The sequence below is a fragment of the Streptomyces sp. NPDC029164 genome (assembly GCF_055563995.1).
The window spans coordinates 1-12,456 of record NZ_JBVHWW010000074.1 but is presented as its reverse complement, the minus strand read 5'-3'; the positions used below and the strand labels follow the sequence as shown (position 1 = coordinate 12,456).

Here is a 12,456-nt window from a genome sequence, read left to right as displayed (position 1 = left end):
CCCCCCCCCCCACCCCCCCCCCCCCCCCCCCCCCCCCCCCCCCCCCCCCCCCCCCCCCCCCCCCCCCCCCCCCCCCCCCCCCCCCCCCCCCCCCCGACGTGGCGACCCGGGTCTCGGCCGGGGGACCGGCACAGGGCACAATCGCGGACTGTGACGATCACCGCGCGCGAACTCAACCGGGCAACCCTGGCCCGCCAGTTGCTCCTGCACCGTGAGCCGCTGACCGTACCCGAGGGAGTACGGCGCGTGGTCGCCCTCCAGGCACAGCACCCGGCCTCGCCCTACCTCGCCCTGTGGAACCGGCTCACCGCTTTCGCCCCGGCCGAACTCGACGCCGCCTTCACCGGGCGGTCGGTGGTCAAGGCGACCCTGATGCGGATCACCCTGCACGCCGTGCACGCCGAGGACTACCCGTTCCTGCGCACGGCGATGCAGCCCACGCTGTACGCCTCCCGGCTCGGCGCCCGCTTCGCCGCCGCCGGGCTGACTCCCGCCGACGCCGAGGAACTGCTCCCGGAACTGCTGGCCTTCACCCGCCTGCCGCGGACCTCCGCCCAGATGCAGGCGTGGACCGGGGAGCGGCTCGGCGCCGAGAAGAGGGACGGCGCGTGGTGGGGGCTGAAGGCGTACGCGCCCCTGCACCACGCCCCGACGGATGCCCCCTGGTCGTTCGGCCACCGCCCGTCCTTCATCGCAGCCACAGCCGCAGCCGCAGCCGCAGCCACACCCGTACCCGGAACCGGCTCGGTTCCCGCCGCGCGGGCGGGCGAGCCCGAGGCCCTCCAGGCCCTGATCCTGCGCTACCTGGCGGGGTTCGGGCCCGCCTCGGTCGAGGACGTCGCGCAGTTCGCCCTGGTGCGCCGGGTCTCGGTCCGTACGGCGCTGCGCGCTCTCGACGGAGCGCTCGAACAGCTCCGGGGCCCGGACGGCAGCACACTGTTCGACCTGCCGGGCGGCTTGCGTCCGCCCGCCGAAACCCCTGCCCCGCCCCGCCTCATGGCCATGTGGGACAGCGTCCTGCTGGCCTACGCCGACCGCAGCCGCGTGATACCCCCCGCCTACCGCCCGCTGGTGATCCGCCGCAACGGCGACGTACTGCCCACCCTGCTGGTCGACGGCCACGTCGCCGGGGTGTGGCGCCCGCTGCCAGGCGGCATCGAGGCCACCGCCTTCCACCCCCTGTCAGCCGCCACCTGGCACGGGCTCGCGGCGGAGGCCCACTCCCTGACCGCCCTGCTGGGCGAGCGCGAGACGGAGGTCTACCGCCGCTACCACCACTGGTGGGACAAACTCCCCGAGGCCGACGTACGCATGCTGTGACCGGCGCCGCCCCGCCCGGCCCCCGGCCCGCTTCGGGGGCGCGGGCGCTGGTTGCATGCGCGGATGGATCTCGAGACGTTCCGGGCCCTGCTGACGGAGGAGGGCCAGGCCCTGCTGGCCGTCCTCCAGGACACCGGCCCGGGGCAGGAGCCCGCGGCGCCGGCCGGCCTGCGGCGGACCCATGGGGCCGCGCTGGTGGACGCGGCCCAGGAACAGGTGCGGCTGCGGCGCCGGGCCGCGGCGAAGTTCGGTGAGCACGCACCGCGCCTGTACTTCACCCCGGACAGCGTGTGCCCGCCGGCGCATCGCTGACCGGACGCGGCCTGCCGCATCCGGCCGTACGAGCGGCCGGCCGCTACCTGTACGCGCCGGACCCCGCCGTCGTTTACGCACGCCTGCTTCCCGAGCTCGCGGAGGACCTCGCCGCGGGGCTCCTCGAGGGCGGCGGCACGCTCCTCACCTCCGACGAACTGCGCCCCGCCCCCTTCGCGGCCGCGTACGAGATCTCCGGCGTACTGCCGTTCACCGGCGCGGCGCCACCGGCGGCGGCAGTGGCGCATGGTGTACGGACCGAAGCGGATGCGTTCGGCGCCGATCTCGCCCCCCAAGGCCCGCGGGTGGCAACGGTGTTCGTCACCGGTCCCGCCGACCGCCCCATCCGGCTGACCGCCACCCCCGTCGCCGCCGAACACGCACCCTGACTACGGGGGCACGGGGGCACGGGCGCACGGGCGCACGGAGCACGGGCACCGGCATCGAAACGCGTTCCCGGCGGTTCGCCCCCCATGCCCCCGTCGTTCCTAGTGCGCGGTCGTCGCGGCCGCGGCGCCGGAGTGGTTCCTGATGAGTTCGTAGGAGTCGAGCCGGTCCCGGAGGTCGTGGACGGGTGTGGTCAGCATCAGCTCGTCCGCCCCGGTCTCGGCGGCCAGTCGCGCGAGCCGGTCCACGACGGTGCCGGGCGCCCCGACGGCCTGCTGCGCACGGAAGCCCGCCAGCGCCTGACGTTCCTCGGCGGTGAAGGGGTGGGTGGCCGCCTGTGCGGGGGTGGGGAAGGGCGTCTGGCTCAGTCCCTTGAGGAGCCCGGCCTTGACGACCTCCATCGGCCTCGCCCGCCACGCGGCTTCCTCGTCCGTCTCGGCGCACACCGTCTCCACACACAGCAGCACCCGGGGCTGCTCGCACCAACGGGAGGGGGTGAACTCCGCCCGGTAACACTCCAGTACGGCCTGCGTGTTGTCCGGCCGGATGTGGTGGGCGATCGCGACGGGCAGGCCGAGGGCCGCGGCGAGAGCGGCCCCCTGGGGGCTGGAGGCCAGCAGCCATGGCTCGGGCAGCGTGCCGAGGGCGACCTCGTCGACCAGGAACGACAGGATCGCGGCGACGTCCTGCTGGTACTCCGCGTCGGTGGCCGGCCCGGCTCCGCGGCGAAGCGCCCGCGCGGTGGCCTCGTCGAAGGTGCCCGGACCGCGGCCGATCCCCACATCGATCCGGTCGGGGTGCAGGGCGGCCAGCGTTCCGAACTGCTCCGCCACCGTGATGGGCGCGTGGTTGGGGGCGAGCACCCCGCCCGACCCGAGGCGGATGCGCGAGGTCGAAGCGGCGGCGTGCGTGGTCAGGACGACGGGCGGGAACGCGCCGATCGCGGGGGAGTGGTGGTGCTCCGCGTACCAGAGCCGGCGGTAACCCAGCCGTTCCACCCCCTGCGCGAAGGCAGCGGTGTCGCGCAGGGTCTCCACGGCCCGGGCGCCCGTCTGGACCATGGCGACTTCCAGCGCTGAAAGAGGTATGTCGAGCATGCCGTCAGCATAGGGATCTTGCGCCTCGCCAGGGCGGCGACGGTCGCTTTCCCGCCACGTCCGGCCAGGACATCGGTGATGCTTCGCGCCCTAGATGACCGGTTCGCCGATGCCCAGCAGGTTGCCCTCGCTGTCACGGAACCAGGCGCCGCGCTCGCCCCGGGCAGCCTTGCTCGGGTAGTTCCCCTCGATCTCGGCGATCGAGTCCCTCGTCGTGAACCCGGGCACGTCGACGTCCTCGAAGACCACGCCCCGCCGCTTGAGCTCCGCGACCACGGCCGTGAGGTCGTCGACCTCGAACGCCATCTGCGTGAACGTGCCGGCCGAGGCCCCCGTGGACCGGAACAGCACGAACTCCGCACTCCTACACCGGTACAGAAGGCCGCCGGGCCGTTCGTCGACCGGCTCCAGACCGAGCCGCTCCGCGTAGAAGCGCCGCGCCCGTTCCAGGTCCTGGGCGGGAAGCCGGGTCGACACCTGCGCCCGGGCCAGAAGATCGCCGTTCACGTTCATGGCCCCAGTGTGCCTGCGCACCGGCCGCCGACAGCGGCCGACGCGCGCCGGCGAACCGCTCACGAACCCGGCCCCGGGCCGCGTGCGGTGCAGGCGGACTGAGCACGGCGCACACCCGCGAGGTGAGTACCCGCACGGCTGTGCCGGGCCCGCCGCACCCTCTGGTCCGTCCTGTCCGCCGCCCTGTTCATACCGGCGGCCCTCGCCGCAGGCGTCCTGGCCCTGTCCTCCCCGGCAGCCTCGCGCTGTGTGACGTACGGGGAACAGTGCACCTCCGGGCTTCCCGGCTCGCTGTTCCTGTGGAGCGTCAGCCTGGGCACCGTGGCGTTCGCCGCCGCCCTGGCCGCTCCCGCCGGGCGGCTGCGACATACGGCTCTCGCCGCGCAGGTCCTCGCGGAATGCACCGGGCTGCTGGTCATCCTCAGCCACGCATGACCGGGCGGTCGGGTCGGACGGAGCCGACCGGATTCGAACCGGCGTCCTCGCGGTTTTGGAGACCGCGCGCGTCGACCTCTGCGCTACGGATCCGTCCGCCCGGCATCCTACTCCGATCCGATCCGATCCGATCCGATCCGATCCGATCCGATCCGACCCGCCCCGCCCCCGTCCCGCCCCGATGCCCTTGTGCTCAGCGCAGGGTGGGGATCACATCGCGTGTCTCGTCGACCTCGATGCCCGCGGTGCGGCGGCCCAGTGCCCCCGCCGGCGTCTCGTCCGCACAGACGGTCCCGCGTGCGGGAAGCGCCAGGGTGGCGAGGTAGTCCGTGACCAGGGCGCTGACGCACGCACTGCGGTTGTAGGCGGTGTGTCCCTCGGCGTCGAACGTCAGCAGCCGTCCGGCCTCCAGCGTCCCGGCCAGGGCCACCGCGTCCTGGTACGGGGTGTCCGGGTCCCCGGTCGTGCCCAGGACCAGGATCGGGGCGGAGCCCTGTGCCCGGTAGGAGCCCTCGTAGCGGCTCGGGCGCTCCGCCGGCCACTGGGCGCAGGTCGGCGCGTGGTTGTGGTCGTAGGTGGGCGGCCCGAGCCCGATGGGGGGACCCAGCAGCGGCGCCGACCCCACATGGGCGCTGACCAGCGCGCCCAGGAGCAGCCGGCCGGCCGGGTAGACACGGTCGGCGCACTCGACGGCCATGTTCACGTTGAGGAAGTCGAACGACGCGGGGGAGGGCGGGTTCAGCAGGAAGGAACCCTGGCGCGCCTGCGCCGCCCGCAGGGCCTGCCCCAGCTCGGGCCAGATCTCCTTGCCCGCGTTGATGTTGAACATCAGGCGGTACGCGAGCGTGTACCCGGTGGCCGGACGCCCGCTCGCGCTGATGACCGGATCCGCGTCCAGCGCCCGCTTCAACTCCTCGAAGGCCTCCCGCGGCCGCCCCTCGCCGAACCCGCAGGCGGCGGGGTTGTGCGCGCACCAATCAAGGAACCGGCCCACCGCCGCGTCCAGGGCGACGAACTGCGCGGCGTCGTAGGCGTACGGCACGTCCGCGTAACGCCGCGGATCGTAAGCCCCGTCCAGGACCATGGCGCGCACCCGCCGGGGGAACTGCGCGGCGTAGACGGTGCCGACGTAGCTGCCGAAGGAGCGGCCGTAGAAGGAGAGCTTCTCCTCGCCGAGGGCCTGGCGCAGCAGGTCGAGGTCCTTGGCGTTCGAGGCGGTGCCGATGAACGGCACGAGGCCACCGGAGCGTTGCCGGCAGGCGTTGGCGAAGTCGGCGCCTTGCCGGATCGCTGTCTGCAGGGTTCCCGGACCGGGAACGCCGCGCGCGGCGTCGACGGCCGCCGCGTATTCCTTGTCGTCCCAGCACTCCACCTGACCGCTGCGCGCCACACCGCGCATGTCGTACCCGACGACGTCGAAGGCGTCACGCAGGGACGCGGGGAGCGCCGCGTAGCTGTTACGGGCGAAGTCCACACCGGAGTTGCCCGGCCCGCCCGGGTGCAGGACGAGGACACCGGAGCGGTGGGCCGGCGTGCCCGCGACCCGTCGGGTGACCGCGAGGGGAATCGTGGGACCGGTGGGCCGGCGGTAGTCCAGCGGCACCTGGGCGGTCGCGCACTCGAAACCGTCCGCCGGGCCGGCACACGGCCCCCAGGACAGAACGGGCACGGGCGCAGGCGGGGTCGCCGGCGCGGCGGCGGGGCCCGTCGCCGTGGCGGCCCCGGGCGACACCCCCAGGAGCGCGGCGACCGTGATCAGGACAAGCGATATCCCCCACACCACTGGCTTGCGGGAGCCATCAGCCAAACGGGTCTGCATGCGACGAACCTCCGTATGGGCGTTGCGCAACGGGCGACAACGTAGCCGCCGCCCGCCGCCCTGTCGTCCCACCAGGAGGTGATTCCTCCCTACCCCCACGGGTGGCGGCCCGCTCCCACCACAGTGGTACCCCCCGCGACGCCACCTTCTATGACAAGCAACGCACTCCTGCTCAGCCGCGCCCCCGACGTCATCGACGAGGACGAGGAACGGGCCGTAGGCCGGCGGGCCGGACGTGTGGGGCGGGATGGGGCGTGTGGGGCGTGTGGGGCGTGCTCAGTCGAAGAGGTGCTCTCGGTCGGCGAGTTCGCGGTCGAGGAGTTCCTGGACGGCGGTTCGGGTGGTTTCGCTGAGGGTGCGGGCGGCGTCCCGGCGGGCGGCCAGGCCCTCGGGGCGGGCCGGCGCGGGGATCGGTTCTCCGATGGTGATCGTCCAGTTGGACGGCAGCGGGAACGGCGTGGTGACCGGGAAGTACGGCACGCCCAGCAGCCGTGCCAGGGTGGGTACTTCGCCGAGTTTGGGGCAAGCCTCCTCCGCGCCGACGATCCCGATGGGTACCACGGGGGCGCCCGCGCGGATGGCGGCGACCGCGAAACCGGGGCTGAAGGACCTCAGTCGGTACCGCTCGGTGAACGGTTTCTCCAGGCCCGCGATGCCTTCCGGGTACACCCCGACGAGCTGCCCGGCGTTGAGGTGCTCGACGCCGGCCGTCGGGCCGATCGGCAGCGCGCCGTTACGGCGGGCGTGTCGTCCCAGGATGGGGGTGCGGAAGACGAACGGAGCCGCGAGGAACCGTACGCGCCGGTCCAGCGCCCTGCCGAGGACTTTGTCGAGGACGAAGGCGTCGAGGCCCCAGGCACCGGAGTGGTTGACGGCGATCACGGCCGGGCCGTCGGCCGGGATGTTCTCCAGGCCGAGCGCGATGACTCGGAAGTAGTCGTCGACGAGCCAGTCCAGGAGGCGGTCCCACGCCACTCCGCCGGCTTCGCCGAGGAGCCGTCTGGCGGAGCCGAGTTCCGTCCCGGTCGCCTTGATCATCTCGATCACGCTGTCCCGCATGCGCGGACCCACTCTCGCATCGCTCGCCGGCCGACCCGCGGCCGGCGAGTCGGTGTTTGCGCCGGTTCAACGGCTGGGAGGCCTGTTGATCACGGCCGACCGGGGTGCGACCGCCCGAAGTACTCCGTTCGAGGGTCCCGGGGACAGGCCGGAGCGGGAGCGGGCCCCTGGTACGGAGTGGGTGGCCTGTGGATCGGCCCGGATCAGTCCGCCAGCCACCTCGCGGCACGCCGCACGTCCTCGGCCGCCCGCGAGCAGCGCTCGGCGTGGGCGAGGAGGGCCATTCGGAACCGCTCGCCGGTCTCGCTGCCGTTCCAGCCGGTGTCGGCCGCGCACGCGCACAGCCTCTCGGCATGTTCCTCCAGCCGGTCCGCGTCGGCCTGCCCCCGTGCCCCGTACGCGGCGAGCGGCGCGGCCCTGGCCACGGCCCGGGAACCGGCGGTGTCCGGCAGGGGGGCTGCCGCGATCCGTGCACCGGGAAGCACCGGCCGCACCACGGTCTGGCGGAGGACTTCGCGGGCCACGTGCGCGGCGAACCGGGCGGCCGGGCAGCCGGACGGGCTCCCGCACAGCGCCCACGCGGGGTCCGTCCGCTCGCCCTGGCCGTGCGGCCCCAACAGGGCCGCGTCGTAGAGGATCTCTTCTCCGGCTCCGATCGACAGGCCCTGTGCGGTGAACGGCGTGCGGACCGGATACACCATGGCGGCCAGGACGGGGTGCTGTTCCAGGGCCTGGTCCATGGCGTGGTCGATTGCCTCCTCGGTGGGCGGTGCCGCCGTCTCCGTGACGCCCGCACGCGTTCCGCGAGCATCTGCGGCCGTGTCCGTGTCCGTGTCCCCGTCCGCGTCCGTGGTGAGGAGGGTGAGGGCCTTCAACGCCGATACGCTGGTGGCCGCCGTCACCAGGGCCAGTGCGTGGGCGACGGCCGGGTACGGATCTGCCCCGCCCTGGCCGCCGGCGGCAACCGTCAGGCGGGCGGCCAGGCAGCCAGGGTCGGGGTCGGCCAGGTACGGTGCCATCCGCCGTCGTACGGCCGCCGCCCGTGCCTCGTAGGCACGTCCGCCCGCGGCTTCCGCCGCCGCCGTGACCATCGTGCTCAGCAGGGTGTCCTCGGCGGCGTCGGCTCCCAGGACGACGTGCCGGCTCAGCCGCCGCATGGCGGGCTCCCAGTGGTCCCGGTCCAGGGTGCCGTCCTCCCGCCGGGTCCGGGCCATCGTGGCGAGGTGCTCGGCGACCTGGCCGTCCAGGCCGCCCGTGCCGCCGGCACCGCCCGGTGCCGGCGCCTCCCACACCCCCGCCCCCGTCTCTGTCGCGCCCTGCGGCGTCGCGTGGGGCGACAGTCCGTGCCGGAGGCCGTCGGCCGTGAGAGCGCAGGGGACTCCCAGCGCCCCGGCGGCTTGGCCGCGGGTGAGGAGGGTCTGGGCATCCATCCGGGTCAGGGGCATGAGGAAGGACCCGTAGGGGGTGCGCATCCGTACCGGCCGCCCTGCCCGGCCGTTCCTCAGATGGGCCATCAGCCGGTCCGTCAGCCCGTCGCGGGTCAGTGTGCCCAGGCCGAGTGTGCGCGCGGGCAGGTCCGCCCACGGGATCCGCCTGGCCACCAGCGCGGCGCTGAACAGCAGGTTCTCCAGGGGCCAGGCAGTCTCGGGCCGCGCCGCCGCCGTGGCCGGGCCGTCGGCATGGGTCATCGGTAGCTCTCTCTCAAGTTCACAGGCTCACTGGGCACTCGCACTTGGTACTTGTCACTTGGTACTTGTCACTTGTCACGGAGCATGTACGGCTGGTTCCCGACGATTTCGCCGTCGTAGGCGCTGATCAGTTTGTTGACGAGGTCCCGGTGGTGTGCCATCTCACCGCGCAGGGTGTCGGAGTACGCCTGGGGCGCGTGTGAGAGCGGGTAGTCGTACGACTCGTCCAGCCAGGTCAGTTCGACCCAGCCGGCGGGGATGTCGTTGGGAGAGGCGGGTCCGCGCCCGTCGAGCATGGGGATCACGTCGTGCTTGTTGACGAGACTGATCACCTGGGTGGTGTGGTCGGCGGGGCGTTTGTTGTCGATGGGGGAGCCGAGCGTGACCACGTGGGTGATCCGGTAGGCGGATGCCAACTCCGCGTCCATCGCCAGGTTCATCGCCGTCAGTCCGCCCAGGCTGTGCCCGACGAACATCACCTCCGCCCCGGCCGGTACCCCCGCCCGGCGCAGGAGCTTCCGTGCCGCGCGCGTGTATGTGGTGTCGGAGCGCAGGCAGCCGTCGAACGCCCCGAGCAGGTCCTGCGGGGTGCTGTTGCTCGGCAGCCCGAAGCTCGTGCCGGGCAGCAACAGCACGTACCGGACGTGGCCGTCGGCGCACTCGACGCGCCGCAGCAGTACCAGCCCGTGGTTGCCGAGGGCGCCGATGTCGTTGATGTAGCTGACGACGTCGTTGCGGGAGGTCGTGAGGACCTTCGCGAGGATCGCATCGGGTTCGGTCCGTTCCGCCCGCCCGGGACCGGGGTTGAGGAGGGCGAGCAGCGAACTCGGCAGCCCGAGGAAGGGATCCGTGGCCGGTACCCCGCCGGCGAGCGTCACCCAGGAGAAGCCGTCGTTGACCGGGTTCTCGTCGAGCAGTCCCAGCAGCGCCAGCAACTCCATGATGACCGGGCTGACGGTCGTCAGGGCGCGTGTCACGCCCAGCCGCTCGACCAGCGCGTGCAGGGCCCGCAGCGCCTCCCAGCGGTTGCCCTCCACCATGGCGTCGGTGAGCCGTCTGGCCAGTGCCGAGCCGAGGTTCGGGTGCTCGACGACCGCCGCCTCGATCCGCAGCGCGAAGGCGTCCACGGCCATGGACACCGCGGCCGGGCGGCGGTGGGTCACGTTCCCCGCCATCCGGGCCAGCTCCCCGACGAGCCCGCCGTTCGGGCCGAACCCGAGCCCCGAGGGGCTGGTCAGTGCCCTGGCGCACGCCGCCGCCGTGCCGAGCGCCCACCCGGGACTGCGCAGGGCGGCCAGAGGGAACCGCCAACTGCTGAGCGCCCCGGTCAGTTCCGCACCGGCTCGTTTCGCGGTGAGGGCCGCGTCGGCCAGCAGCACGGACGCCGCGACCAGAAGCTCCGCGTCGGGTCCTTCCGCCACGGTCCCACCGGCGGCCCCAGCCCCGGTCCCGTCAACGGTCCTGGTCTCGTCGACGGTCCCGGCCTCGTCGACGGTTCCGGGTCGGTGGGCGGGCGGTCTGCCCTGCCCGGGAATGGGCTGGGCCGCTTCATCGGCCGCCGCCTGATCCGTCACGGTCTGATCCGTCACGGTCTGAGGCGTCACGGTCCTCCCTCTCGTCCCTGTGCGGTGTTCGCCGCGCCGGCTCCTGCGTGCGCCACGCATGCTGGCACCGAAAGTGATCCACTGCGCGCACGCGCCGGCTCGCCGGGCGGGCGAGGTCCGCCCGGCGAGCCACCGCCGAAGGGCCTCTCGCCCCGAAATCCGCGCGGTGTCGGACGGGTTTGCGGACCCGCGTCCGGCCGACGAGATGTCACCGGCCCGGAGGATGAGCCGTGGACCGCCGTGTTGACGCGCCTGGTGTTGGCGGCTGTGGCTGTGGTGGTGGGGGGTGGGGGGTGACCGGTCAGGGGAGCAGGTTTGCCGGGAGGTATTCGGTGTAGGCGGTGTCTGGTTGGTTGGAGGCGTCTCGGAGCAGGTCCCCTAGTGGGTTGGGTGCGGTATGTGTTTGTGGGTTCGGTTGGGGGGTGTTCAGTCGGGCGGCGACGTTGTTGCGGAGTGCGGGAAGGAGTGCGTAGAGGTGGTCGCCGGGGCAGGAGGTGGCGTTGAAATCGCGGTGGCCGTAGATCTCGGTGGCGGGCAGGTTGTACTGGTCGCAGATGTGGGCGCACAGGTCGGTCAGCATCGCGAATTGCGCTGCGGGTGGGGCCTGTGAGGTGTAGGTGCCTTCGTTTTCGATGCCGATCGAGAGGGTGTTCTGTCCGATGCAGTGTGCCGCGCGGACTTGGCGGGTGCCGGCGCGTAGTTCCGTGAGGCTGTTGTGGCGGCCTTCGAGGACGAAGGCCCCGCGGCTGATGGTGAAGTGTTGGCCGGTGTCGATCCAGCCCTGTGCGTCCATGTGGTAGGTCTGGATGGCGCGGGCGAGGGCGAAGGCGCGTTGTCTGGAGTAGTCCGTCACGTTCGCTGTTGCCGTGTGGTGGACGATGATCCGCTCTGGGCGGTTGGCGAGGACGACGACGGACTCGGACGGGGCGCGGGCGCCCCAGGCGGCGCAGGCGATGACGTCCGGGCCGGTGGCCGAGTACGCGCGCCCGGCCGAGGCCAGGGGCAGCGCCGCCGTGGCGGCCAGGGTGAAGGCGCCGGTGAGGACGGAGCGGCGGGTGTGTAGTGCGGAGGGGGTCATACGGTGCCCGTTTCCGTAGGAGGCTGTCCATTGAAGGGACCTGGGCTGCACGGGCCGCGCAGACACACCGGGCCACCGTCGGACTGGCCCCGGCCGGCCCCCAGCCATCCCGGTCCGGTCCGGGCCGGTCCCCGCCGGTACTAGCCCGCTTCTTGGCGATCACCTCGCGGACCAGATGTGGATGGCCGCGAGGTGAAGGGCCACCCGGTAGACGGTTGCTGTCTTGTCGTAGCGGGTGGCCGGCCCGCGCCATTGTTTGAGCTTGTTGATGCGGCGTTCGACGGCGTTCCGCTGCTTGTAGGCCTCACGGTCGAAGGCCGCCGGGCGGCCGCCGAGGCGGCCCAGCTGCTTGCGGTTGGCGGCCTGGTCGGCCGGCTGCGGGATCACGGCCCGGGTTTTGCGCTTGCGCAGATGCTCGCGAATCGCGCGGGACGAGTAGGCCTTGTCGGCCAGTACAACTGCGGGTTGGGTTAGGGGACGGCCTGTCGCTCCACCCGGATCGCCGCCATGACCTGGGTGAACGCTGGAGCATCGCCGGCCTGGCCGGGCGTGGCCACGAACGCCAAGGGCCGGCAACGACCGTCGGCGGCGGGGTGGATCTTCGTGGTCAGCCCGCCGCGGGACCGTCCGAGGGCATGGTCGGCGGGCTCGCCGGCCGGGCCCCTTTTGACGGGCCCCGGCGGCGTGCTGGGGGGCGCGAACGATGGTGAAGTCGACCGCGACGACCCATTGAGGTCCTCTTCGGCATCGGCCTGGGCGAGCAGGGCGGCGAAGACGCTTTCCCATGTGCCGTCGATCGCCCAGATCCTCAGCCTGCTCTAGGTGACTTCCCACCACCCGAAGTGCTCTGGCAGATCCATCCACGGCACCCCGGTGCGGTACTTGAACGCGATCGCGTCGATCACCTGACGGTGATCACGCCCACCGCCCACCACGCCGAGGTGCCCGGTCCGGCAGCAACGGCCCATCCGCGCCCACCGCGCGTCAGTCAACGACACACATCAACCAACGATCAGATGATCCGAGAGGGGTGGGTTAGGGGTGTTGTGGTTGTGGTTGGGGTTGGTTGGTGGTGGTGGGGGTGTAGTACACGGATCGTCCTTGCTTGGTGCGTTCGAGGATGCCGCGGGCGACGCCTTGTTCG

Annotated in this window: 11 protein-coding genes, 1 tRNA gene and 1 pseudogene; 4 read left to right on the top strand and 9 right to left on the bottom strand. The window is 72.8% G+C overall.

The genetic code is table 11. The features are described from left to right. Positions 1 to 150: 150 nt before the first annotated feature. The 3 genes from ACZ4VT_RS36900 (at position 151) to ACZ4VT_RS36890 (ending at position 2,021) form a co-directional block, all read left to right on the top strand. Complete coding sequence (locus ACZ4VT_RS36900) at positions 151 to 1,320, top strand: winged helix DNA-binding domain-containing protein (RefSeq protein ID WP_467955729.1); 1,170 nt, start codon at positions 151 to 153, stop codon at positions 1,318 to 1,320. Positions 1,321 to 1,383: 63 nt separating this feature from the next. Next, positions 1,384 to 1,632, top strand: a complete 249-nt coding sequence (locus tag ACZ4VT_RS36895) for a hypothetical protein (RefSeq protein WP_467955728.1) — start codon at positions 1,384 to 1,386, stop codon at positions 1,630 to 1,632. Beyond that, positions 1,611 to 2,021: a hypothetical protein gene (locus ACZ4VT_RS36890; RefSeq protein ID WP_467955727.1), complete on the top strand. Its 411-nt coding sequence runs from the start codon at positions 1,611 to 1,613 to the stop codon at positions 2,019 to 2,021. The genes ACZ4VT_RS36895 and ACZ4VT_RS36890 overlap by 22 nt, the downstream gene beginning before the upstream one ends. A 99-nt stretch (positions 2,022 to 2,120) precedes the next feature. On the opposite strand, the gene ACZ4VT_RS36885 is transcribed toward ACZ4VT_RS36890, so the two are convergent. Both ACZ4VT_RS36885 and ACZ4VT_RS36880 read right to left on the bottom strand, forming a co-directional pair. Then, positions 2,121 to 3,116 (bottom strand): LLM class flavin-dependent oxidoreductase, encoded by a 996-nt coding sequence (locus ACZ4VT_RS36885; protein ID WP_467955726.1) that lies wholly within the window; start codon positions 3,114 to 3,116, stop codon positions 2,121 to 2,123. Positions 3,117 to 3,206: 90 nt separating this feature from the next. Further along, positions 3,207 to 3,629 carry a VOC family protein gene (locus ACZ4VT_RS36880; protein ID WP_467955725.1) on the bottom strand — a complete coding sequence of 141 codons (423 nt, stop codon included), beginning with the start codon at positions 3,627 to 3,629 and terminating at the stop codon, positions 3,207 to 3,209. Between the two features lie 249 nt (positions 3,630 to 3,878). On the opposite strand from ACZ4VT_RS36880, the gene ACZ4VT_RS36875 reads away from it, so the two are divergent. Further along, positions 3,879 to 4,064 (top strand): hypothetical protein, encoded by a 186-nt coding sequence (locus ACZ4VT_RS36875; protein ID WP_467955724.1) that lies wholly within the window; start codon positions 3,879 to 3,881, stop codon positions 4,062 to 4,064. A gap of 18 nt (positions 4,065 to 4,082) precedes the next feature. Here the strand turns inward: ACZ4VT_RS36875 and ACZ4VT_RS36870 are convergent. The 7 genes and pseudogenes from ACZ4VT_RS36870 to ACZ4VT_RS36840 form a co-directional block, all read right to left on the bottom strand. After that, positions 4,083 to 4,157: transfer RNA gene (locus ACZ4VT_RS36870), tRNA-Trp, on the bottom strand. Between the two features lie 100 nt (positions 4,158 to 4,257). Then, positions 4,258 to 5,883 (bottom strand): alpha/beta hydrolase, encoded by a 1,626-nt coding sequence (locus tag ACZ4VT_RS36865; RefSeq protein ID WP_467955723.1) that lies wholly within the window; start codon positions 5,881 to 5,883, stop codon positions 4,258 to 4,260. 276 nt (positions 5,884 to 6,159) lie between these two features. Further along, complete coding sequence (locus ACZ4VT_RS36860; protein ID WP_467955722.1) at positions 6,160 to 6,942, bottom strand: lysophospholipid acyltransferase family protein; 783 nt, start codon at positions 6,940 to 6,942, stop codon at positions 6,160 to 6,162. A gap of 203 nt (positions 6,943 to 7,145) precedes the next feature. Continuing rightward, positions 7,146 to 8,630, bottom strand: a complete 1,485-nt coding sequence (locus ACZ4VT_RS36855; protein ID WP_467955721.1) for a hypothetical protein — start codon at positions 8,628 to 8,630, stop codon at positions 7,146 to 7,148. A 68-nt stretch (positions 8,631 to 8,698) separates the two neighbouring features. After that, entirely contained in the window at positions 8,699 to 10,051 is a 1,353-nt protein-coding gene (locus tag ACZ4VT_RS36850) for a lipase family protein (RefSeq protein WP_467955720.1), read from the bottom strand. A 484-nt stretch (positions 10,052 to 10,535) separates the two neighbouring features. After that, positions 10,536 to 11,312: a peptidoglycan recognition protein family protein gene (locus ACZ4VT_RS36845; protein WP_467955719.1), complete on the bottom strand. Its 777-nt coding sequence runs from the start codon at positions 11,310 to 11,312 to the stop codon at positions 10,536 to 10,538. A 159-nt stretch (positions 11,313 to 11,471) separates the two neighbouring features. Next, positions 11,472 to 12,280 (bottom strand): annotated as a pseudogene (locus tag ACZ4VT_RS36840) (IS5 family transposase). Positions 12,281 to 12,456: the final 176 nt, after the last annotated feature.

Excerpts from the sequence above, each read along its gene's own strand:
- ACZ4VT_RS36895 (WP_467955728.1), top strand. The coding sequence starts at position 1,384 with ATGGATCTCGAGACGTTCCGGGCCCTGCTGACGGAGGAGGGCCAGGCC.
- ACZ4VT_RS36885 (WP_467955726.1), bottom strand. The coding sequence starts at position 3,116 with ATGCTCGACATACCTCTTTCAGCGCTGGAAGTCGCCATGGTCCAGACG.
- ACZ4VT_RS36880 (WP_467955725.1), bottom strand. The coding sequence starts at position 3,629 with ATGAACGTGAACGGCGATCTTCTGGCCCGGGCGCAGGTGTCGACCCGG.
- ACZ4VT_RS36865 (WP_467955723.1), bottom strand. The coding sequence starts at position 5,883 with ATGCAGACCCGTTTGGCTGATGGCTCCCGCAAGCCAGTGGTGTGGGGG.
- ACZ4VT_RS36860 (WP_467955722.1), bottom strand. The coding sequence starts at position 6,942 with ATGCGGGACAGCGTGATCGAGATGATCAAGGCGACCGGGACGGAACTC.
- ACZ4VT_RS36855 (WP_467955721.1), bottom strand. The coding sequence starts at position 8,630 with ATGACCCATGCCGACGGCCCGGCCACGGCGGCGGCGCGGCCCGAGACT.
- ACZ4VT_RS36845 (WP_467955719.1), bottom strand. The coding sequence starts at position 11,312 with ATGACCCCCTCCGCACTACACACCCGCCGCTCCGTCCTCACCGGCGCC.